The organism is Rhodococcus sp. O3, from assembly GCF_048897285.1.
Taxonomy (GTDB): Bacteria; Actinomycetota; Actinomycetes; order Mycobacteriales; family Mycobacteriaceae; genus Rhodococcus.
In genome coordinates this window covers 1-21,996 of record NZ_JBMBTE010000033.1, presented here as the reverse complement: position 1 = coordinate 21,996, position 21,996 = coordinate 1, and the positions used below count along the sequence as shown (strand labels likewise).

The 21,996-nt window shown below is 67.0% G+C and carries 20 protein-coding genes and 1 pseudogene; 1 reads left to right on the top strand and 20 read right to left on the bottom strand.

Annotated elements, in window-relative coordinates; all coding sequences use genetic code 11:
• Positions 1–18: 18 nt before the first annotated feature.
• The 20 genes from ACN675_RS12065 to ACN675_RS11970 form a co-directional block, all read right to left on the bottom strand.
• The gene (locus ACN675_RS12065; RefSeq protein WP_420751090.1) at positions 19–975 is read right to left on the bottom strand and encodes an MlaD family protein; all 957 of its coding nucleotides are present in this window, start codon (positions 973–975) and stop codon (positions 19–21) included.
• On the bottom strand, positions 975–1,967 hold the full coding sequence (locus ACN675_RS12060) for an MlaD family protein (protein ID WP_420751089.1): 993 nt from the start codon (positions 1,965–1,967) through the stop codon (positions 975–977). The genes ACN675_RS12065 and ACN675_RS12060 overlap by 1 nt, the downstream gene beginning before the upstream one ends.
• Positions 1,964–3,049, bottom strand: a complete 1,086-nt coding sequence (locus tag ACN675_RS12055) for an MlaD family protein (RefSeq protein WP_420751088.1) — start codon at positions 3,047–3,049, stop codon at positions 1,964–1,966. The genes ACN675_RS12060 and ACN675_RS12055 overlap by 4 nt, the downstream gene beginning before the upstream one ends.
• Before the next feature lie 64 nt (positions 3,050–3,113).
• On the bottom strand, positions 3,114–4,115 hold the full coding sequence (locus ACN675_RS12050) for an MlaD family protein (RefSeq protein WP_420751087.1): 1,002 nt from the start codon (positions 4,113–4,115) through the stop codon (positions 3,114–3,116).
• Positions 4,112–5,125, bottom strand: a complete 1,014-nt coding sequence (locus tag ACN675_RS12045) for an MlaD family protein (RefSeq protein ID WP_420751086.1) — start codon at positions 5,123–5,125, stop codon at positions 4,112–4,114. The genes ACN675_RS12050 and ACN675_RS12045 overlap by 4 nt, the downstream gene beginning before the upstream one ends.
• The gene (locus ACN675_RS12040) at positions 5,122–6,198 is read right to left on the bottom strand and encodes an Mce family protein (RefSeq protein ID WP_420751085.1); all 1,077 of its coding nucleotides are present in this window, start codon (positions 6,196–6,198) and stop codon (positions 5,122–5,124) included. Before ACN675_RS12040 ends, ACN675_RS12045 begins: the two co-directional genes overlap by 4 nt.
• 10 nt (positions 6,199–6,208) lie before the next feature.
• Positions 6,209–7,087, bottom strand: a complete 879-nt coding sequence (locus ACN675_RS12035; protein ID WP_248674646.1) for an MlaE family ABC transporter permease — start codon at positions 7,085–7,087, stop codon at positions 6,209–6,211.
• On the bottom strand, positions 7,087–7,902 hold the full coding sequence (locus ACN675_RS12030) for an ABC transporter permease (protein WP_420751110.1): 816 nt from the start codon (positions 7,900–7,902) through the stop codon (positions 7,087–7,089). Before ACN675_RS12030 ends, ACN675_RS12035 begins: the two co-directional genes overlap by 1 nt.
• A 62-nt stretch (positions 7,903–7,964) precedes the next feature.
• Positions 7,965–9,011 carry an ABC transporter ATP-binding protein gene (locus tag ACN675_RS12025; RefSeq protein ID WP_420751084.1) on the bottom strand — a complete coding sequence of 349 codons (1,047 nt, stop codon included), beginning with the start codon at positions 9,009–9,011 and terminating at the stop codon, positions 7,965–7,967.
• Positions 9,012–9,298: 287 nt separating this feature from the next.
• Entirely contained in the window at positions 9,299–10,942 is a 1,644-nt protein-coding gene (locus tag ACN675_RS12020; protein WP_420751083.1) for an FAD-dependent oxidoreductase, read from the bottom strand.
• Positions 10,943–10,990: 48 nt separating this feature from the next.
• The gene (locus ACN675_RS12015) at positions 10,991–12,322 is read right to left on the bottom strand and encodes an NlpC/P60 family protein (RefSeq protein ID WP_420751082.1); all 1,332 of its coding nucleotides are present in this window, start codon (positions 12,320–12,322) and stop codon (positions 10,991–10,993) included.
• Positions 12,323–12,566: 244 nt separating this feature from the next.
• The gene (locus tag ACN675_RS12010; protein WP_248675064.1) at positions 12,567–13,187 is read right to left on the bottom strand and encodes a TetR/AcrR family transcriptional regulator; all 621 of its coding nucleotides are present in this window, start codon (positions 13,185–13,187) and stop codon (positions 12,567–12,569) included.
• A gap of 139 nt (positions 13,188–13,326) precedes the next feature.
• On the bottom strand, positions 13,327–14,562 hold the full coding sequence (locus ACN675_RS12005; RefSeq protein WP_420751081.1) for a cytochrome P450: 1,236 nt from the start codon (positions 14,560–14,562) through the stop codon (positions 13,327–13,329).
• Positions 14,563–14,586: 24 nt separating this feature from the next.
• Positions 14,587–14,805: a ferredoxin gene (locus tag ACN675_RS12000; RefSeq protein ID WP_248675066.1), complete on the bottom strand. Its 219-nt coding sequence runs from the start codon at positions 14,803–14,805 to the stop codon at positions 14,587–14,589.
• 38 nt (positions 14,806–14,843) lie between these two features.
• A complete protein-coding gene (locus ACN675_RS11995) occupies positions 14,844–15,716 on the bottom strand; it encodes an SDR family NAD(P)-dependent oxidoreductase (protein ID WP_420751080.1) in 873 nt (290 codons plus the stop codon).
• Between the two features lie 310 nt (positions 15,717–16,026).
• The gene (locus ACN675_RS11990; RefSeq protein ID WP_197251379.1) at positions 16,027–16,638 is read right to left on the bottom strand and encodes a TetR/AcrR family transcriptional regulator; all 612 of its coding nucleotides are present in this window, start codon (positions 16,636–16,638) and stop codon (positions 16,027–16,029) included.
• A gap of 188 nt (positions 16,639–16,826) precedes the next feature.
• The gene (locus tag ACN675_RS11985; RefSeq protein WP_420751079.1) at positions 16,827–17,669 is read right to left on the bottom strand and encodes an enoyl-CoA hydratase-related protein; all 843 of its coding nucleotides are present in this window, start codon (positions 17,667–17,669) and stop codon (positions 16,827–16,829) included.
• Between the two features lie 38 nt (positions 17,670–17,707).
• Positions 17,708–19,225: a class I adenylate-forming enzyme family protein gene (locus tag ACN675_RS11980; RefSeq protein WP_420751078.1), complete on the bottom strand. Its 1,518-nt coding sequence runs from the start codon at positions 19,223–19,225 to the stop codon at positions 17,708–17,710.
• 137 nt (positions 19,226–19,362) lie between these two features.
• Positions 19,363–20,796 carry an MFS transporter gene (locus ACN675_RS11975; protein ID WP_420751077.1) on the bottom strand — a complete coding sequence of 478 codons (1,434 nt, stop codon included), beginning with the start codon at positions 20,794–20,796 and terminating at the stop codon, positions 19,363–19,365.
• A 9-nt stretch (positions 20,797–20,805) separates the two neighbouring features.
• Positions 20,806–21,768, bottom strand: coding sequence for a PDR/VanB family oxidoreductase (locus ACN675_RS11970; protein WP_420751076.1), 963 nt, complete (start codon positions 21,766–21,768; stop codon positions 20,806–20,808).
• A 112-nt stretch (positions 21,769–21,880) separates the two neighbouring features.
• On the opposite strand from ACN675_RS11970, the pseudogene ACN675_RS11965 reads away from it, so the two are divergent.
• Positions 21,881–21,996 (top strand): annotated as a pseudogene (locus ACN675_RS11965) (short-chain dehydrogenase); the annotation flags it as partial.

Genomic DNA, 21,996 nt, shown 5'->3' with positions numbered 1-21,996 from the left:
GGATGGGGAGGGGGACAGTCAGTTGCCGGGCATCTCCAATTTCAGGGTGAGGGCGTCCCCGGATTCGGTGGAGGTGAGGACGTTGTTCATCAGCGTGCCGATGTCCATGCTGCGGATGCTGTTCGCGGCTTCGGACACGGCAGGCAGGAGGTTGACGCCGATGGTTTGGAGGTCAGGCGCGGTGGCGTCGAGGAACTTCTGCAGTTCGCCGATGAACGGGCTCGCGCCGTACTTGATGCCGGCGTTGAGGGGGCCGCGGTCGGAGGCGAAGCGGATACCGGCGAGCAGATCCTTGAAACCACTACCGAATTCGGCAACACGGGGTTCGGTGGCGCGCATCCCCTCGGGAATGGTTCCACTGTCGAGCAGCAGAGGCTGCACGGTGCGGAGCAACGTGGTGAAGGTGTCGGAGTTCTGCGTGATCGTCGCGGCCATGAGCTCCCCCGACCGCTCGAGGTTGCCGTAGACGCGCTGGTCGTCGGGCAACGCAATGTCGAGGGTGCGGAAGATCTCGCGGACGCCGTCGGGTTCGACCTGCGTGAGCAGGTTGGTGAGCCGTTCGGACAGTTCCTCGAACGTCGTGGGCACGACCACCTGGTCCGACGCGAGCACGGCGCCGTCCTCGAGGGCCGGTCCGCCATCGGAACCAGGTGACACGGCGAGGAACGGCTCGCCGAGGGCCGAGAGGTTGTCGAGGCGGACGGTGCTGTCCGCGGCGATCGGGGTGTTCCGGTCGTACTTCCACGACACGGTGACGGCGTCGGCCGACGCCGTGATGTCGGTGACTTCACCGATGTCTATGCCGCGCAGCAGTACTCGCGATCCGACGACGAGCCCGTTGGTGTCGGGCACCTCGACCTGCGCGGTGTAGACGTCCTCCATGAGCCCGGTGCGCAGACCCTGCTGGCTCATGTATCCGAAGGACAGGGCCGCGATGACGGCCATGCCGCCGAGGGACAGTACGGTGCGCCGCATCACTTCACAGCTCCCAACATTCGCAGGATGTTCTCGGCGTCGGACACGAGCTGGTCGCCGTTCGTCGAGTCGACCGCGACCACGTCGACGGCCGGCTTCTGCGCGAACGGGATCAGCGTGGTCCGCAGGAAGTTGGACAGGTCCACCGCCGCGGACGGGGTGCCACGTGAGATGTCGGTGGTGTCGGCGAGCGACTCGAACATCGGGATCAACCACAGGCCGCCCTCGTAGAGGCTGCCGACCGACGGGAGGATCTGGCCGATGTGCGAGACGACATCGACCGCGAGGCGACGCCAGTAGTGCACGGTCTCCGCATCGAAGATCGTCTCGAGCGACTCCGCGTTGTTGTTCAAAGTCGTTGCGGTGGCGTCCAACCCGTTGAGCATGCGGTCGATCTCCGCGGTTCGCCCGCCGAGATCGTCGAGGTCGACGGCCACGGTCGAAGCGAGACGCTGGATCTCGGGCACGTCCGGCATGACGGAGTTGACGCGACCCATCACCTCTTCGATGCGGCGGATGCTGCCGCCGTTGATGAAGGTTGCGAGCACGGCCATCGTGTCCTCGAGCTGGGGTGGCGAGGTGGTGCGTTCGGTGGGGACGGTCGCGCCGTCACGGAGGTACTCCCCCGTCTTGCCCTGCGGGTCCCGCACGAGCGCGACGTATGTGTCGCCGAGCAGGGTGTTCTGGCGGACGATCGCCTGGATACTCGCCGGCACGCGCGTATCGGAGCGGATCCCGGCCGTCACGGCGACGCTGTCCTCCTGGAGGGCAACCTCGCGGACCTCGCCGACGCGGACGCCGTCCATGATGACGTCGGCGCCGGACGGCAGGTTCATGACGCTGGCGAACTCGATCGAGATCTCGTAGCCGTCGCCGATGCCGCCGCGCACGGACGGCAGGTCCTCGGGGCGCAGCGAACACGCCGAGGCGACGAGGATGAGGGCGAGCGCTGTGAAGGTCCGGATTCCGCGCCGGATCGTGGTCGAGGTCATCGCACCGCTCCGTTCAGGTCGAGCAGACCGAGCAGGCCCTCTTCGGTGACCTTCTCGCCCGAGCCTGCACTGCGGCAGCTTCCCGGGCTCAGCGATTCGAGGAGAGCGCAGAGACGTTCGGCTTCTTCGTCTTTCAGAGCAATCGCGGGCGGGTTGAACCCTGCCGTCAGCGGCCCGGACTGCGCGGTCTGCTGGTCCACGGCCCCCTTCAGGGAGGGCACGGTGGAGACGAGGTCGCCGATGTCGCCGGAGCGGGCTGCGGCGAGGGCGATCGCATCGGTCGCCTGGCCGTGCACGAACGGCCAGATCTCGTCGCCGTACCTGTTCTGGACGTCGTCGAGCAGGGCGACGAGCCATCCGATGCCGACGCAGACGTCGATCGTTCCGGGCCACAGGTCGATGCCGGCGTCGACGACGTCGGGCATGTTCGCGACGATGTTCTTGATCGCCGCCCACTGGGCGAGGGCGTCCTCGGTCAGCGGGGCCATGTTGTCGATGGACGAGCCGATGTCCGCGACGAACCGGTCGGGGTTCTCCATCGCGCTCGCGGCGTGTTCCATCATCGCCCGCGCGTTCGGTCCCTGGCCTCGCAGCGACTCGTTCAATCCGGTCACGGCCATCTCGATGGTGTCCTCACCACCCTCGGGCGAGAGCGCCTCGATGAAGTCCGCGGCCGATCCGACGACCTCGGAGATCGTCTTCGGTGTGTGGCTGTTCCGGAGCGGAATGCACGATCCGGGCTCGAGGGTCGGCCCCGACTCGTAGTTCCCGACGAGTTCGAGGCTGCGGTCCGCGAGGATCGACTTCGACCGCGTCACGGCCTGGACGTCGGCCGGGAACAGACGTCCGCCGTCGGTCGTGAAGACGACCTCGACGTGATCGCCCTTCGACACCACCGAGTCGACCTTGCCGACCGGAAAACCCATCTGCGTGACGGGGTTTCCCGGGTAGAGGCCGATGCCGTCGGGCATCTCGGCGCACAGGGTCTCGGACGGTGCCCCGGTGTCGTTCGCCTGGGCATGGGTGACGGCGACGCCGCACGACGACGCGATCGCGGTGGTGGTCAGCGCGATGATCGTCATTCTGGTCGTTCTCTTCACAACAACCTGCCGTTCGTGTCATCAAGACGGAATGTCGAGGGCCGCATCAGCATTGACGTCCCGGTACGGGGACACAGATGTCCGAGGCCATCAGGGTGCCGCCGCCGATCTCGGCGATGCCGGTGGGCGTGAGCCAGTTCGCGAGCTGATCGCGGGTCGCGGCCAGTGCATCGATCGACGGCCCGAACTCCGCGTTGAACTGCTCGATCATGCCGCGGACCTGTGCGATGCCGGCCGCCACCTCCTCGCGATGGTCGAGGTAGTACTCCTCGTAGGGCGCGACCGTCATCAGGACGTGGCCGAGCAGCCGGTACGCCTCGTTGAAGCCCGCGTGGGTGGTGTTGTAGGTGGCGAACACGATGTCGATCTCGCGGATCAGGTCGAACACCATCTGGCGGCTCGCGTTGAACGTCGTGAGGTACTCCGAGGCGAGGCTCGCGACGGTGTGGACCTGGGCGCGCTGGTGGTCCATGACGCGCGCGACCGCGCTCATTCCGGCGATCACCGATTCGACGGAGCCGGGGTTCTTGTTCAGGGCCTCCGCGACCTGCGCGAGGTTGGCGTCGATCAGCTCAGCCTCGACGTTGTCGGTGACGTTGGGGGCCGCCTGCAGCACGTCGCCGATGGAGTACGGGACGGTGACCTGCGCGGCGGGGAGGGTGGAGTCGCCGAGCGGAACCTCACCGAGGGGAACGAGCGTCACCGCGTAGCCGCCGACAGGGGTGAGCATGCGAACCTCGACACGGGTGTCGGTGCCGACCTCGAGGTCGTCCTCGACCTCGGCGGTGACGCGCACCGAGGTGTCACCGAGTTGCATGTCGGACACCTTGCCGACGGACACACCCGCGACACGCACGTCCTGCCCCACCGAGATGGCCGACACGTCGGTCGTCTCGAACGAAATCGTCTTCCGTCCGGGCGGATTCGTGTACAGGACCGCGGTGGCGACGAGACCCAGGACGACGAGAGCCGCGACGCCCGCGCCGATCCGGAGATCGTTGTCGAACCACGCCGCGATGCGGCCCGATCCGAATCGTCCCTTGCTCATGACGCGCTGCATACGACGACCTCACTACCGTTGAGAAGAACCTGGACATCGGTCGGCAGCTGGGCGAGACCGTGGGTGCAGCCCGCTCCCGCTCCAGCGGGCAGACTCGCCGGCAATTGCAGGCCGGCGACGGCGGGTGGCAGCAACCGGATGGCGTCCGCGGCTTCCTCCAGCGACGTGAACGCGTCGGCGACCATCGCGTCGACGTCCGCACCCGGCGCGAGCCCGTAGGCGTCGAGCAGTCGCTTGATTGGGGTCAGGAACTGCGGACCGTAGGACGCGGTCTTCGGGAACTCGTCGAGAACGGTCATGGCCTTTCCGATCGGGAAGCTCACGGAGCGAAGGAATTCGACGACGCCGTCGGAGCGGCCGCCCATGCTGTCCGCGATCCGGGCGAGGTTGCCGGCGAGGGTGGACAGGACCTGCTCGCGGTCGGCGGCGAGGTCGGCGAGCTTCTGCGCGTCGTCCATCATCGGGGCGAGACCGCTGCCGTCGCCCTGGAGCAGCGAGATCGCGTTCTCGGCGAACCGGTTGATGTCCTCGGTGCTCATCGTGGCGAGCACCGGCTGGAGGCCGTTGAACAGCTCGGTGATGTCGAACGACGGCCGGGTCCGTTCGAGGGCGACGTGATCCACCGGAGTGCCGGACCCGGATCCGAAGTCGACGTCGATGTACCGCACGCCGGTCAGGTTCTGGTACTTGACCGCCAGGGTGGTGTCGCCGGTGAGGGTGTAGGGCTCCTCCATCGTGAATCGCACCTCGGCGATGGTGCTGCCGTCGCGGCGGTGCAGGTCGATGGATTCGACCTTCCCGATGCGGACGCCTCGGGTGCGGATGTCGCCGTTGGATCCGAGACCGGACACGTCGGAGAATTCCGCGGTGTAGCTGCGGGTGGCGCCGTCCACGGGGCTACGCATCGCGCTGATGACCAGACCGAACAGCATGACCGAGATGACCGCCGCGATCACGAGTTTGACGATGGTCGCGATGTAGGTGGCTCGGGTCGTCATCGCTCGCCTCCTTCCGGGGCCGGTGCCGCTCCGAGTCCGAGGGGCGCTGTGAACGAGGGGAAACCGTCGACGAGGATGCGCAGGCGCAGGCGCTGTCCGTCGGGAGTGTCGACGAAGGTCGAGTCGAGGCGCCGCACGATCTCGCGGGCCGCGGCCGGAGTCATACCGCCGTTGACGAGGTGCGGGAAGATGTCCGAGGCCACGACCACCGTGTCGATCAACGGGGTGAGTTCACCGCCGTGCGACGCCAGCAGGGCGCCGGCCTGACCGAACAGCTGGTTCGCGGCGAGCGTCAGACCCGCATTCGCTTCGTCGAACACCGCGTCGTCGACGCCGATCGAACCGTCCGCGAGGTGGTTGTAGTTGCTGTCGTAGATGGCCATGAGGGACGCGATCGCCTGCTCGCTGAATCCGGGCATCGCCTCGAGGATGTCGTTGAAGTGTGCGATCTGGACGGTCGGGAGTTCCTGCTGGGTGTCGGCGACGTGATCGGCGACCTCGACGCCGGTGTCGATCCACGGCGTCAGTCCGTCGAGGTAGTGGACGGTCTTGTCGAGCGACGAGATCATGTCGTCGGTCAGGGTGCCGTCGATGGTCAGCGAGCCCTGCTCGATCATCGTCGACATCGTGTAGTCGCCCTGTGGTTCACGTGCGAGCTGCATCCCGGATGCGATCGGGTTGCCACCCGGCTGCGCGACGAGGTTCACCGCGGACGTGCCGAAGTAGTTCTCGGGCCGGAAGTCGAGTTCGAACCGGTCGGTGAGTCCGCCGACCTGGTCCTCGTCGAGGACCAGGTGCATCCGCACCGATTCGGTGTCCGTGCGCTCGAGTTCGGTGACGGTTCCGACCGACTGGCCGCGCAACACGACCTTCGTTCCTTCCGTGACGCCCGGTCCGACATAGGCGACGTCGACTGCGACATCGATTCCTTTCGGGGCGGACCACTTCGGGTACATCGTCGCGCCGACGGCGGCTGCGACCCCGAGTACCGCGAGGGTGGCCATTCCGGTCGTTGCCAGCCTCCGCGACTGCTCTGCCGCTGTTCCGCGCAGGAAGTCCTGGCTTCTCGACATGTTCGTTTCCTCATCCCTTGAAGACAAGTTCGGGGCTCAGGCCCCAGATGATCACCGTCATCACGAAGTTCAGGACGACGATGGCGACCAGGCTCGCGCGGATCGCGCGTCCCGACGCCGAGCCGACACCCGCCGGCCCGCCCGACGCGAAATACCCGTAGTAGCAGTGGATCATCGTGACGACGGCACAGAAGATCAGGGCTTTGGCAACCGACGCGGCCAGATCCGGAACGTTGAGGAACTGGCCGAAGTAGTGGTCGTAGGTGCCGCTCGGCTGGTCGTGGAAGTTCTTGACCACAAGACCACCGGTGATGAAGCTGACGACGAGCGCCATGAGGTAGCCGGGCAGGACCACGAGCATGCTGCCGATCAGGCGGGGACCGACGACGAACGGGATCGCCTGCAGACCGATCGATTCGGTCGCGTCGATCTCCTCGGAGATGCGCATGGACCCGATCTCGGCGGTCATGCGGCAACCGGCCTGGGCCGCGAAGCCGATGCCGGTGATGATCGGCGCGATGACGCGCACGTTGCCGAACGAGCCGATGATGCCGGTCAGGGCGCCGAAGCCGAGCAGGTCGAAGGCCATGAACGCCTGGATGGCGACGACCGCGCCGACTGCGATACCGAGGAAGAACATCAGGCTGATGACACCGCCGTCGACGACGAGCGACCCGTTGCCCCAGGCCATGTTGTTCATCGTAGCGAGGGTCTGCTTGCGGTAGTGCTTGACGGTCTTCGGGAGCAGGTAGAAGGTGCGGGCCGTGAACAGCACGATCTGGCCGAGTTCCTCGACCGCTCCCCTGGCGCGTCGGGTCACCGCGCCGAGGCGTGCCGAGACCGGCGTGTGCTTGCGAATCCCGCGATGCGCGGGTGTTCCGGTCGTCATCACGCGAGCCTTGCCGGGAAGAACATCAGCTGGAGCTGGCTGACGACGAGGTTCGCGATGAAGATGCAGAACACGCTCAGCACGACGGAAGCGTTGACGGCGTTGGCGACGCCGGTCGGTCCGCCCTTGGCCTCGAGGCCGCGCAGGCCGGCGATGAGCACGACCATCGCGGCGAAGATCACCGATTTGAGGACCGAGAATGCGAGGTCGGTGGGGGTGGCGAAGGCGCCGAAGGACTGCCAGAAGCTGCCCGGCACAACGTCGTTGACGTTGGCAGAGATGGTCAGGCCGGCGGCGACACCGGCGGCGATGATCACGATGCACAGCATCGGGGCGATCGCGATCATCGCGAGGAAGCGGGGAACGACGAGGCGCTGGACAGGATCGATGCCCATGACGCGGATCGCCTCGATCTCCTCGCGGATGGATCGCGCGCCGAGATCGGATGCGATCGCAGAGGCGGCCGCGCCGCTCATGAGGAGACCGGCGGCCATCGGCGCACCCTGACCGACGACGCCGAGGCCGCTGGCCGCGCCCGCGAGGGAGTTGGCACCGACCTGGTTCATGATGCCGCCGACCTGGACCGAGACCTCGGCGCCGATCGGGACGGCCATCAGGAGCGCCGGCAGCGCGGTGACCTTGAGGAGGATCCACATCTGCTCGATGACTTCACGCAAGGGCAGCTTCATCGCGATGATGTCGGTGACGCAGTAGCGCAGGACGTTTCCGCCCAGGCGGGCCGACCGCCCGATTGTCGCGAGAGACGCGGCGGGCTTGCTCGTGAGGTACTTCCCCATTCGCGCCAGGCCCGACATACCCGGTTTCTTCTCCCGGGGTCTGTTCTCGTCACCCGAGAGGGGTGCGATGGCAGGAGCGCTCATCGGACGACCACCGCCGGGATCACTTCGGTGGGGGCGTCGAAGTCCTGATACCCGGTGTACGCCGGCTCGGCTCCGAGGCTTTCGCGGATCGCCTGCTGTGCCGCCTCGGGCAGGGTGTGCAGGATCGAGCGGACACGCTCCTGGCGGCGGGCCACGGCCTTGCGTTCGGGCATGCCCGGCGTGGCCTGCATCTGCGGCACGATGCCCTCGACGTCGTCGACACCACCGGCATGATGCCCCGCGTCGACGAGCGCCTGCTCGTGCGCCATCTGCGCCTCGTCCTTCTCCTCCGACATCCCGATCGGCCCGATCATCGTGCCGTTGAGGAACTGCTTGACCACCGGCTCGTCCGAGGTCAGCAGCACCTCACGCGGACCGAACATCACCAGTTCCCGACGGAACAACATGCCGATGTTGTCCGGCACCGTCCGCGCCAGATTGATGTTGTGCGAGACGATCAGGATCGTCGCGTCGATCTCGGCGTTGATGTCGATCAACGTCTGCGAGATGTACGTCGTGCGCACCGGATCCAGCCCCGAGTCCGGCTCGTCGACCAGGATGATCTGCGGATCGAGCACCAGCGCCCGGGCCAGGCCGGCACGCTTGCGCATACCCCCGGAGATCTCACCGGGCAGCTTGTCCTCGGCCCCGAGCAGACCGACCAGCTCGAGCTTGTCCATCACGATCTTGCGGATGTCGGACTCGGACTTCTTGGTGTGCTCGCGCAGCGGGAACGCCACGTTGTCGTACAGGTTCATCGACCCGAACAGCGCACCGTCCTGGAACAGCACCCCGAACAGCTTGCGGATCTCGTAGAGTTCCTTGCTCGAACACTGCAGGATGTCCGTGCCGTCGATGACGATCGAGCCCTGCTCCGGGCGGAGCAGACCGATCAGCGACTTCAGGAACACCGACTTACCCGTACCGGACGGGCCCAGCAGCGCACTGACCTCACCCGCGGGCAGCGTCAGCGTCACATCACCCCAAATTCGTTGTGAGCCGAACGACTTCGTGAGTCCTTCGACCGAGACCTCGACACCCATCGGTTCCCTCCCGTTCGCCGCTGCTTCGGCGCGTGCCGTCGGCAGCGACTGTCAGCGAATCATCATGTGTTGACACAGGTTCGGCACTCTTGCGGCCTCGCCGGGCTTCACACGGGCCGCGCGCTGGGACTCGATGTGACCAAAGTCCCGATTGCCGATAACTGTGATTCAAAATACGAATATTGTCAATCGTTGCGTCGTCGTGTCTCACCCCTGAATTCACCCCGTCTCAGGAGAACTGGACAAGTTGCCATGAAGCGGACATTTCGACGCACTGCCGACCGCCACTAGCGGCCCAGAGTCGCCGGCTCACCCCGCGCCACCGACACCATGTCTCCGACGCTCACGACCTTCACCCGGGGCCGTCCGGCCGAGCGTCCCTCCCCTCGCTCGAACGCGTCGATGCGACGCCATCCCTGCAGGTCGATGTAGTCGGGGTGGCGGGCGCACACAAGCTCCGCAAACGCCTTACGGTCACCGACCGGCGGTGTGTGCAAGCCGTTTACGAAGTCACCGACGATCGCGGCGGCGGTCTCCGCCGAGCACACCTTGTTGGATCCGATCACACCGCTCGGCCCACGCTTGAGCCATCCGGCCGTGTAGACGCCGGGAACGCGGTCGCCGGACTGCGGATCGATCGCCGCGCCCGCCGCGTTGGGGATCACCCCGCGGTCCTCGTCGAACGGCACGCCCGACTGACGCATGCCCCGGAATCCGATCGACCGGAGCACCAACCCGGTCTCGATGTTCTCGAATTCGCCGGTGGCACCCTCGAGCGTATTCACCGCGGTTCTCAGAGACTCGACGCGTCCGTTTCCGAGTACTTCGACGGGCGATCGCAGGAACTGGAGATGGATGCGGCGCCGGCCCGGCGCGGGTTCCGTCGCGGCGTACCGCGTGAGAATGTCGGCTCGAATCCGTTCGAGCGCAGACATTTCGGCACTTCCGGTGCCGATATCGGAGGCCGTCACGTCGACGCCCGGGAGGTCGCCGAGGCCGAGCAGTTCCGGTGTGCTGAACGCCGCCGCGCCCGCTCCCCTGCGGCCGAGCACGACAACCTCCCGAATCCGGCTCGCAGCAAGCGCTTCCAGCGCGTGTGCGGCGATGTCCGTCTTCAGCAGCCGGGACACATCGGACGTGAGAACGCGGGCGACGTCGAGCGCGACGTTGCCGTTGCCCACGACCACCGCGCGCTCGCACGACAGATCCACCCGCAGGTCCGCGTAGTCGGGATGACCGTTGTACCAGGCGACGAACTCGCGAGCGGACATGCTGCCCGCCAAGTCTTCTCCCGGCACTCCGAGTGCACGATCCCCGGTGGCGCCGTTCGCGTACACGACGGCGTGGTGGTGGCGCAGAAGATCCTCGTGCGTGAGATGACGCCCGACCTCGACGTCGAGGTAGACGTCGATGTTCCGGCGCCCCATCATCCGCGTGAACGTGCCGGCGATGCTCTTCGTGGAACTGTGGTCGGGTGCGACGCCGTAGCGGACGAGTCCACCGGGCACCGGGAGCCTCTCGATCATCGAGATCTCGACGTCGAGGCCCCGGTGCGACGTGAGTGCCTCCGCCAGGTAGCACGCCGACGGCCCGCTCCCCACGATCGCGACGCGCAGCACACCCGCCCCCGCGGACACCTTCGGCAGCTCGACGGCGGGCATCGGATCAGGCGTCGGATTGTCTTGGTAATAGGCGGCATTCATGTCGACGAACGGCTGCATCTCGGGCGTGAGGTCCTCGGGCGGCACAATCGCGTCGACCGGGCATTCGTCCACGCAGGCGCCGCAGTCGATGCAGGCCTCGGGGTCGATGTAGAGCATCTCGGTGCGACCGCGGGTTCGCTCCTCCGGGGTCGGGTGGATGCAGTTGACCGGGCAGACCGCCACGCATCCCGCATCGTTGCAGCACGGTTGTGTCACCACGTGCGCCATCGTTGATCACTCCTCGTAACAGCTGTTGTTCTTCGTGTCCGGTCGGTCTCAGACGATGCGGCGGGCCCGCATGTCGGGGAAGACGTCTCCGATGCGGACCACGTCGCCGGTGGTCGGCGCGTGGACCATCTGGCCGCCACCGATGTAGATGCCGACGTGTCCGGGGCCGGCGGACTGCCAGTTCCCGAAGACGAGGTCGCCGGGGCGGGCTTCCGCGAGCGGAACCTCGACGCCGACGTGCCACTGAGTCTCGGACGTGCGCGGCAGCGCGATACCGGTGGCGGCGTGCATCGCGAACGATGTGAGCCCGGAGCAGTCGAAACCGCCGCCGGACGGTCCGTTGATGTTGCCGCCACCCCACACGTACGGCAGGCCCAGGTAGCGGAAGGCGGCGTCGATGACCCTCTGACCGATGTCGTTCGCGACGGGCAGGCCGAGTGCCCCGAAGGGTGCGAGGAGCCGCTCGAACACGGGCCGGGCGGCGAGGATCTTCGCAACGTAGGGCTTGGTCTGGTTCTCGTAGTCGGGCAGGCCCGACGGCATCCCGCCCGACCGCAGGACCGCACCGAGCCCGGCGTTGTACGAGGCGAGCGTGAGCCCCAGGGTGTCTCCGGTGACGCGACCCTCGCTCTTCCATGCCTCGATGCGAGACCAGTTGTCGCACAGCAGGTGACCGGATGCCATCACCGGGTCGGCGATACCCAGGACGTCGGCCTTGCCGTCGCCGTCCGCATCCTTCCCGTAGGCGTCCCACGTGCCGGGCATGAACTGCCCCGGTCCACGCGCCCCGACCGGCGAGATCGGCGCGGCGGGGCCGTAGCGGAAGCCGTTCTCGACCGAGTAGAGCGCGGCGAGTACGGGCGCGGAAACACCCTCGCAGATCGAGCCGGCCTTCTTCAGCCACGGCGCGAACACGGCGATGGCTCCGATCGGGGCGAGTGACGTGCCGGGGACGATCGCGGGAATCTGCGGGAGAACCGCGGGTGCATCCGCAGCGGGCGTACCGGTCGAGGCACCGAAGTCGATGCCCCACGGGTTGGGTCGCGCCGCGGGGGCCGCGATCGTGGGCACGCCGGACGGCGCAGGCGATACGGCGACATCGGTCTCGGTGGCCGACGATTCGGGCGTGTGCGGATCGGTCACGCCGGCGAGAAGCTCCTGGGTATCGGCCACAGCCTGCCGGGCCGGGGCCTGCACCTCCACGGGCAGCGAGGCGAACGCATCGTCGAGTTGTGCGCCGAGGTCGGCCGCGCCCTGCTCGATCGACGCGGCGAGCGCGGCCGCGGGTTCCTGGACTTCCTCGGGTACATCGACGCCGAGCACTGCGGTGCTGACGGCGGAGGCCACTGCCACGATCAACGACGACGGATCCACTGTCATGGTGGGGTAACCCTCTCGGATCGATGGAGTCCACGTCGTCGATCTCCGCCTACGGGGCGGGCTGGGATTCTCCGCTGATTCTCGCGGTCGACCGGACGTCGTGGATAACAAGATACAAAGTTCGTATTTTGTTATACAGCATGTGAGCTGGACCACGCAACCAATGCTGTGCCATGAAATGGCAACGGCCCGTGGACAATAAGTCCACGGGCCGTTGAAATTCGGACCGGAGGTTGCGGGATTGCTAGCGCATGACCTCCACCGGAGTGGAGACGATCCCGGGCAGAAGGAGGTTGGTGAGCAGGCGCTTGTTCTCGGGACCGGTCGGATCGCCGAAGTCCATGCGTCCCACCAGAATCAACTCGACCAGAGTGATCCAGTTGCAGATCTCGATGTCGGTGATCCCCTCCCGGATCTCCCCGCGCTCGCGAGCCGCATCGATGAGCGGAGCCCACATCTCGTACGTCAATCGGGAAGCGAGACCGGAACTTCCGGCGAGCGCCGTCCGCCGGCCGGCATGCTCCGGGCTGACGATCAGGCGGATCACCATATCCCGGCGGCCCTGGTCCACGAGGTACAGGAGGCCGTCGACCACCTGTTCGGCGAACGTGTCCCGATCCGAGACATATTCGCGGGCCTGCTCGAAGAGCCTTCGGGATCGGGCTTCGATCATCGACGTCATCAGGGTGTCGCGATCACGGAAGTACCGGTAGATCGTCGGTCGCGACACACCGGTTTCCTTCGCGACGTCGTCGATCGTCGTCTTCGCGATACCGAATCGCTGGATCGCGGTTTCGGCTGCCCTGAGGATCTGCGAACGTGCAGCCTCCGGGTCCTCGCTGAGGACACCGTGACGTCGCGCCATGTGTCCTCCTCGGCCGATCGATACCCAGTCCGCCCCGACGATACCGCAGCCGTGCCGGTCGGCACGGCGGCGGCACCGCCGTGAGCGGTTGCTCGCCTGCCGGTCCGTCTGCCCTCGGAGCCGGCAGGCGAGCGGTGGGTCAGGCGGTCGGTGTGAACCTGATGGGCAGGCGCATGCAGCCGCGGACCTGGCTGGCGTGGAGGACCGGCGGATCCTCCGCGATCAGCGAGTAGTCCGGGATCCGGCGGTGGAGTTCCTCGAGCGCGATGGTCAGCTCGATGCGGGCCAGGTGGGATCCGAGGCACCGGTGCGGACCGCCTCCGAACGACAGGTGCCGGTTCGGGCGACGATCGAGGATGAGCTCACCCGGATCGTCGAACTCCTCGGCGTCGCGATTGGCCGAGCAGAGGGTCAGGATGAGCTGATCGCCCTCCTTGATCTGCACCCCGCCGAGCTCGACGTCGCGGGTCGCGCGCCGTCCGGGAGTCACGGGTGCTTCGAAACGCAGGATCTCCTCCACCGCGCTCGGGATGAGGGTGTCGTCCTCGATCAGGGCCTGACGCTGCGCGGGGTTGTTGTACAGGTGGATGATCGACCACGCGAGCGCGCCCTGCGTCGTGTGCAGGCCGGCGATCAGCAGCAGGAAGAACATCCGGTACAGCTCTTCGTCCGTGAGGAGCCGCTTGCCACCCTCGAGCTCCACTTCCGTGTGGATGAGCGTGGAGGTGATGTCGTCGCCCGGGTTCTCCCGACGCTCCTGCACCATCTTGTGGAAATAGCCGAACATCTCGAACCCGGCCGCGACCTGCGCCTGCTGGTTCTCCTCCGGGCTCAGCCCGGGCTTGCCCAGGAGGACGGTGTCGGTGGCCTCGGTGAACAGCGGCGCGTCCTCGAGGGGCCAGTCCATGAGCGCCAGGAACACGCGGGTGGGCAGCTCGTGAGCGAACTCCGTGATGAATTCCGCCTCGCCCTTGCCAGCGAAAGCGTCGATCAGGTCGTTGGTGTGGGCGCGGATCTGCTCCTCCAGCGCCTTCATCCGGTTCGGGCTGAACAGCGGCTGCATCGCCAGGCGGTAGCCGGTGTGCTCCGGCGGATCCAGCTCGATCGGGATGAACTTGCCCATGCCACCGGGGCCGGTGACGAGGTTGTTCGGGTAGCTCGAGAAGGTCTCCGGGTCGCGGAGGACTTCGTGGATCTCCTTGTAGTGCGTAACGATCCAGTGTCCGCCGTGCGCGGTGGAGTACACGACCGGGCCCTTCGCCGCCAGCTCGGCGACCCGCTCCTGCACGGTGTCGACAGGCTGCGCGAGCGTCTGGTCGTAGATGTCGAAGTCGACGACGAGTTCGTCGGGTACCGACTTTTCGGTGGTTGTCATCAGGTGTTCCTCGGGCCGGAATCCTCAGCGGGATTCGATGGTCAGCGCTCGCTCGGGGCAGACGACGGCCGCGGCCTCCGCGGCGGGCACGTCGTCGTCGGACAGAAACTCCTTCAGGAGAACGGGATATCCCTGGTCGTCGCAGTCGATCAGCTGCGGGGAGGTCGAGTAGCACAGGCCGTGACCGGCGCAGGCCGAGCGATCGACGACGAGCTGCCGCGTCTGTTGCCGGGTATCGGACACGATCCGATCCCTCCTTTCGAAAGCCTCTGCGCGCGAAATCAGTTGGATTCGAGCGTGGGCTTCAGTTCGTCCTCGGGGAACATCATCGCGACGCGGGAGAGAGTGCCGCCGTCCGTGGCCGGCAGGGTCAGACCCGTGATGTAGGCGGCGTCGTCCGAGATGAGGAACAGGGCGGCACGCGCGTTGTCGCCGAGTGACGGCGGGCGGTTGAGCTTGAGCGGGATCGGCGAGATGCCCGGATCCCAGGGGCCGGCGACCTCTTCGTAGGACTTGCCGACGACCGGAGTTCCCGCGGGCGCAAGGAAGTTCGGCGACATGCCGTGCGTGGGAGCGACGGCGTTGACGCGGATGCCGTACTTGCCGAGGTCCAGGCTCAGGCCGCGCACCAGGCCGTTGACGCCGGCCTTCGTCGCCGAGTAGAGCGCGATGCTGTGGTAGGCCGCGAAGGACGCTGCCGAGGAGGTCGCGAGAATGACACCGCCACCGTTGGCGCGGAGCGCCGGCACCGCAGCCTTGGCGGTGTAGACGACGCCGCTGAGGTTCACGCCGAGGACTGCCTGCCAGTCGGCGTCGGTCAGGTCCTGAAATTCGACCTGCTCACCACCGGCGACGGACGGAACGCCGCCGCGCGAGACGATGCCTGCGTTGGCCCAGGCCACATCGAGCTTGCCGAGGCGATCGACAGTGGCGGCGACCGCGTCGATGACCTGCTGTTCCTTGCTGACGTCGGCGGTGATCGCGATGGCCTCGCCGCCCTGCTGCTCGACGAGTTCGACGGTGCCCTTGGCACGCTCGGCGTCGATGTCGACGACGGCGATCTTGGCGCCTTCGGAGGCGAACAGCTGGGAGGCCTCACGTCCCAGTCCGGAACCCGCACCGGTGATGAGAACGACCTTGCCTTCGAGTTTCATGCGAGCTCCTCTGCTCATGGGCTGCTGGGAATTAGGTAGATGCACTGTGCGACAAGCGGTTCCGACCCTCCTGCCGTTTCGGGGCCCGAAGTGGATGCCGTCGTCCCACCTCAGCGAGGGGGCTTGCCGCGTGTGACCCAGGTTACCGCCACGCTACAGCTGACGTCAATCGAAATTTGTAAAGTGATTTGTGAGTGATCGAAAAAAGCGGCCGGCCCCGTCCCGTGGAGGGAAGGGGCCGGCCGGGTGGTCGCGGACCGAAAGCCGCTGGGCTGCTTCGAAACCTACCGATCGACGACGGCAGATTCCGTCACGCGGACTGCGCCACGATGCTGGGCAGCAGGAAGTTCGTAAGCATCCGCCGGTTCTCGGGATCCTCCTCCGAGCTGAAATCCATGCGTCCGACCAGGACGAGCTGGACGAGCGCGATCCACTCGCAGATCTCCTCGTCGGTCAGGCCGTCCCGGATCTCACCGCGTTCGCGCGCCTCCGCGAGCAACGGGGCCCACATCTCGTATGTGAGCCGCGCCGCCAGACCGGTGCTGCCGACCAGCGCGGTCGCGAGATCCATGTGCTCGGGGCTCACGATGAGCCGGACGATCGGATCGTGACGGCCCCGTTCGACCAGGAAGATCAGGCCGTCGACGATCTGATCGGCCAGTGTCTTCCGTTCGCGGAGATACGCGCGCGCCTTGTCGAACAACCGACGCGATCGCGCCTCGATCAGGGCCGTGATCAGCGAGTCCCGGTCGCCGAAGTAACGGTAGACCGTCGGCCTCGAAACACCCGCTTCCTTGGCGATGTCGTCCATCGTCGTCTTCGAGACGCCGTACCGCTGGAACATCGACTCGGCGGCCTTCAGGATCTGCGCGCGCGCCTCCTCCGTGTCGTCACTGAGGACGCTCCCCCTCCGTCGCGCCATTGCATTGCTCCTGAAATGTCGATTCCCAGCAGAAAAGTTTCGTTTGATGATACAAGATGCGTCACTTGTCAACGAGTTGGCGCGGGCCTGCCCGGACCACCGCACCCTGTGACACAAAGCGAAACGCCCCGGGAGGTCGACCCCCCGGGGCGTTCGCGACCCGCACAGGCGGGTTCTGTTCTCGTCGGCTACTCGAACAGATCGGGCAGTCCGTCGGACACCCTGTTCGGGAACTCGGGGTCGCGCTTGCCGAGAAACGCGTCGACCCCTTCCTTCACGTCGTCCGACGTGCCACGGACGTAGATGCCGATCGATTCGGCACGATGCGCGATCTCGGGTTCGGGTGCACCGAGCATCCGCCACATCAGCTGACGGGTCAGCGCCACCGAGACCGGCGCCGTGCCGGTCACGAGTTCGCGGGCGAGCTCGACCGCCCGGTCCAGCACCTGATCGGCCGGAACCAGCTCACGGACGAGCCCACGCTCGAGTGCTTCCTGGGCCGGCACCATCCGGCCACCCACCGTCCACTCGACCGCGGTCGAGATTCCGACCGCCCGCGGCAGGAACCACGTCGAGCAGGCTTCCGGCACGAGCCCGCGCCGCGCGAACACGAAACCGAATTTGGCTGTGTCCGCTGCGATTCGGATGTCCGCCGGCAGTGTCATGGTGACACCGACCCCGGCGGCGGGTCCGTTGATCGCCGCGATCACCGGCTTGAGCGACCGGTAGATCCGCAGCGAGACCTGTCCTCCGGTGTCCGGCGGGGCCCCTCCCGTCTCGGGATCGTCGCCGAGGACGAACGTGTCGCCACCGGCCGCGAGATCGGCACCGGCGCAGAACGCACGTCCGGTTCCGGTCAGGACGACCGCCCGCACCGAGTCGTCCGCATCCGTCTCGTCGAAGATCGCGACGAGCTTGTGGCACATCTCGTTGGTGAATGCGTTGAGCCGATCGGGTCGGTTCAGTCTGACGATCGCGATCTCGCCGCGACGTTCGAGGACGACGATGTCGTCGATTCCTGCTTCGGGCACTTGATTGCTTCCTTCCGGGGCCCGCGGACCTGTGTAGGTCAGCGCACCTTGTCGAAACGCTCCGACACGTCCTTGTACTCGGACCGGATCGCGGTCTTCGACAGCTTGCCGCTGGGGAGCCGCGGCAGCGGCTCGTCGCGGATCACGACGTAACGCGGAACCTTGTAGTCGGCCATCAACCGGTCGCAGTGTTCGATGATCGTCGCCTCGTCGACACCGTCGCCGACGGTCACGATCGCTGCCGGGGTCTCGCCGAACCGCTCGTCGGACGCCGCGATCACCGCGACCTCCTGGACACCGGGGATCTCGCCGATGACGCGCTCGATCTCGACGGGCGAGACGTTGATGCCGCCGGTGATGATGAGGTCCTTGAGACGATCGACGAACTTGACGCGTCCCTCGGCGTCGAGGGTGCCGAGGTCGCCGCTGTGCAGCCAGCCGTCGCGCAGCGCGGACGCGGTGGACTCCTCGTCGTTCCAGTATCCGGGGGTCACGCCGGGACCGCGCAGCAGGATTTCGCCTTCCTCGCCCGGGTCGGCGTCGGTGCCGTCGTCACGGACGACCTTCAGTTCGGTGAAGATCGAGCCGGAGCCGCACGAGTCCGGGTGATCGAACGCCTCGGCGACGAGGGTCGCGGTCGCGACACCGCCTGCTTCGGTCATGCCGTAGATCTGGCGCAGCGCGACGCCCTTGTCCGCCCACCGCTTCAGCAGCGCCGGCGCGACCGCGGCGCCACCGACGATCGCGGTGCGCAGCGAGGACAGGTCGGCCTTCTCGAATTCGGGTGCCCGCGAGATCGCCTCGAAGATGAGCGGCACACCGAAGATCGCCTGCACCTTGTGTTCGCCGAGGAGCGTGGCTGCCCGTCCCGGATCGAGTTCCTTCTCGATCACGAGGGTGCCGCCGAGGACGGTCGTCATGATCAGGCCCCACACCAGCCCCGGGGTGAACACGAGCGGAAGCACCAGCAGCGACGTGGAGCCGGGCCGGAATCCTTCCTCGGTGAGGGTGGCCTCGAAGACGATGTTGAGCAGGGTGCGGTTGGTGCAGATGACACCCTTGGACAGCCCGGTCGAACCGCTGGTGAACAGCAGTGCCGTCGGCTCGTCGGGGTCGAGGTCGACACGGAAGTCGTCCTGCTCGCCCTCGCGGAGCGGGGTGATGTCGTCGAACGTGAGCGTGGCGAAGGTGTCGCCGAGCTCGCGGGCCTCCTCGACCGTGCCGGTGAACTCGGCCGGTCCGATGACCATGACGGCGCCGGCATCGTCGACCACCTTGCGGAGCTCGGCGGGCTTGAAACGCGGGTTGAGCGGAACGAGCACCGCACCGGCCTTGAGCACACCGAGCGCGACGACCGGCCAGGTCAGCGAGTTGGGGCCGAGCACACCCACCCGCTCGCCGGGCTTGATTCCGCGATCGACGACGGCGCGAGCGATGCGGCTCGACCAATCCTGGAGCTCGCGATAAGTGAGGGCTTCGCCCGCGACGATGATCGCGTTCTGCTCGCCTTTGGTCTTCGCCCACCAATGCAATGCCGAGCCGACGGTGGTAGCCATGTCTCCCTTGCCTTTCCCGTACCGAGAAGAATCCGAATCGGGTTTGTCCCCAGAAGTTTTCAGCGCGAATGAATCGAGGAGACGGGGTCCTCACGTCGCGTGTGATCCACGCTATCCGCATTTCTGTGAGACGTCAATCAAAATCTGTTACTTGCAAAGCGCGGGACGCTCGCGACGAGTCCCGCAGCCAGTGCCGTCACTCCCCCGACCACGAAGACGGCCACATACGCTCCTTCGGAGGGAATGCCGGTCTCCGCGATCGTGTTCGACGCGAGCAGCGTTCCCACCAACGCACCGGCCAGCGAACTGCCGAACGTCCGCGCGATTGCGTTGACACCGTTCGCAACACCGGTGTCCCGCAGCGGCACGTGCTCCACGAGCATCGCCGGCAGCGCGCCGTACGCGACGCAGACGAATGCATTGAGAATCGCCACCGCCGTGATCATCTGCCAGGTATGGTCGTGGGCCAGAATCAGAAACACGAACCCGCACACGCCGACGGCACAGGCCGTCGCGAGAACCCGGTCTGCACGGAACCTGCGGACCAGGAATCCGCTGATCGCGGCCGCGACAATGCCCACGACCTGCCCCGGCAGCAGGTACACCAGACTCGTCACGAGAACCGACGCGCCGAACCCGTACCCCCCGTCGTCGCGGGAGACCTGCACGAACATCGCAATCGCCAAGAACTGCACGAACATCGCGATGCCCACCAGGAACGCGGCGAGGTGCGCCGGTGCCACCGCGCGAGCCGTGAGAAGGGCCGGAGCCACCAGTGGTTCGGCGCACCGTCGTTGGTGCCGGTACCAGGCGACGAGCACGAGGACACCGCCGGCGGCACAACCGATCGTCGGTACGGACACCCAGCCCCAGGTCCCGCCCTGCGCCGGTGCCAGCAGCAGCGCGGACAGGCCGATCGCGAGCCCGAGTGCGCTCCGGACGTCGAGCCCCGCTCCGGCACCGGAACCGGCGCTGCGGGGCACCACCGCCCAGGCGATGACAAGAGCGAGCAGCGCGAGCACCACCAGCAACCAGAACACGCGGCGATAGTCGTCGCCCTCTCGGTAGAGCAGACCGGCCGCGATCATTCCCGCACCGCCCCCGACGCTCATCGTTCCGGACATGACGCCGAGCGCGGGCGTGAGCCGATGCGAGCCGAGTGCGCTGCGCAGGACGGCAACCCCGATCGGGAACAGAGCGAACGAAGTCCCCTGCAGTGCACGGCCGGCGACGAGCACGGGCAACGAGTCCCACGCAACGCACAGCACCGACCCGACGAGCACCACGCCGAGAATCCCGAGCAGTACCTTCCGTGGCCCGCGCCGGTCGGCAAGCCTTCCGAGCAGAGGGGTGGAAACGGTGGCGGCGAGGAGATTCGCCGTCACGATCCAACCGGCGGCGTTCGTACCCACCTCCAGTTGCGTCGCCATCGCCGGCATCAGCGGCACCACGGCAGTCTGCATGACCGCCGTGATCATCACGACGAAACACAGTGCAGGAATCAGCACACCGGGCGGGACGGTGGGGTTGCGTACCCCTCCCCTCGCGGTGGCGAGTCGTTGGGTCACCATAGACCGGATCTAGAGGTCCAGGGTGAGTTTTGCTGTGCAGCTGCGAGATACGCAGATCATCATGCAGTCGTTCTCGGCCTGCTCGTCTTCGGTGAGCACCGAGTCGCGATGATCCGGCACGCCGTCCAGCACGGCGGTTTCGCACGTGCCGCACGTCCCCTCGCGGCACGAGAACGACACGTCGACACCGGCGCGGAGTACCGCGTCGAGCAGGGTCTCCGACGCGTCGACGGTGATCGTCATGCCCGATTGCCGGAGCTCGACGTCGAACGCCTGGTCGACGGCATCGGCCGGACGCTCCTTGGCCGCGAACCGTTCGACGTGCAGGGCGATACCGGCACGGTTGCGGCACTCGTTCTCGATGGCCTGCAGGAGCGGCTCCGGCCCGCAGCAGTACACGCCGGTGCCGGCGGCCACCGCGTCGAGCTCGCCCGCCAGATCGAGGAGGCCGTATTCGTCCTGGGGACGGAGCAGGACCCGGTCGGGATACCGGGCGACGAGGTCGTCGGCGAAGGCCATGCTCGCGCGGGTGCGCCCGCCGTACAGCAGGCGCCAGTCGGCGCCGGCCGCTTCCGCGGCCCGCACCATGGGCAGCAAGGGGGTGATGCCGATTCCGCCCGCGACGAAGAGGTACGACTGCGCGGGCTCGAAGCGGAAGTTGTTGCGGGGACCGGCGATGCTGACGAGGTCGCCGATCTGTAGCGAGTCGTGGACCCACCGCGAGCCACCGCGCCCGTTCTCCTCGCGCAGGACCGCGACGGTGAGGCAGGTGTCGTCGGCCGGGTCGCCGCACAGCGAATACTGCCGGACCGTCGACTCGTCGATGATGATGTCGATGTGCGAGCCGGGATCCCATGCGGGAACGCATCCACCGTCGGGGTCGGCGAATCGCACTGCCACGACGCCGTCCGCGACGACGTCCTTGCCGATCACCTGCATCTTGTCCTGCTCCGAGTTGCTGTGTGCGGCCATCAGTGCTCCCACTCCCCTGGACCTCGCCTACGCGCTAATCTTATGTAATTAGTTTTAGGGCGCGCAAGGCGCACCCGCGACCACACCGCACGCAGCACCGGGAGAACACCGCATGACCTCGACAGATACCGTCCACCCCGCCGACTCGGTCCTCGACCTCTTCAGGCTCGACGGGTCCGTCGCCGTCGTCACGGGCGCCGGCAGCGGCCTCGGGGCCGGCTTCGCGCG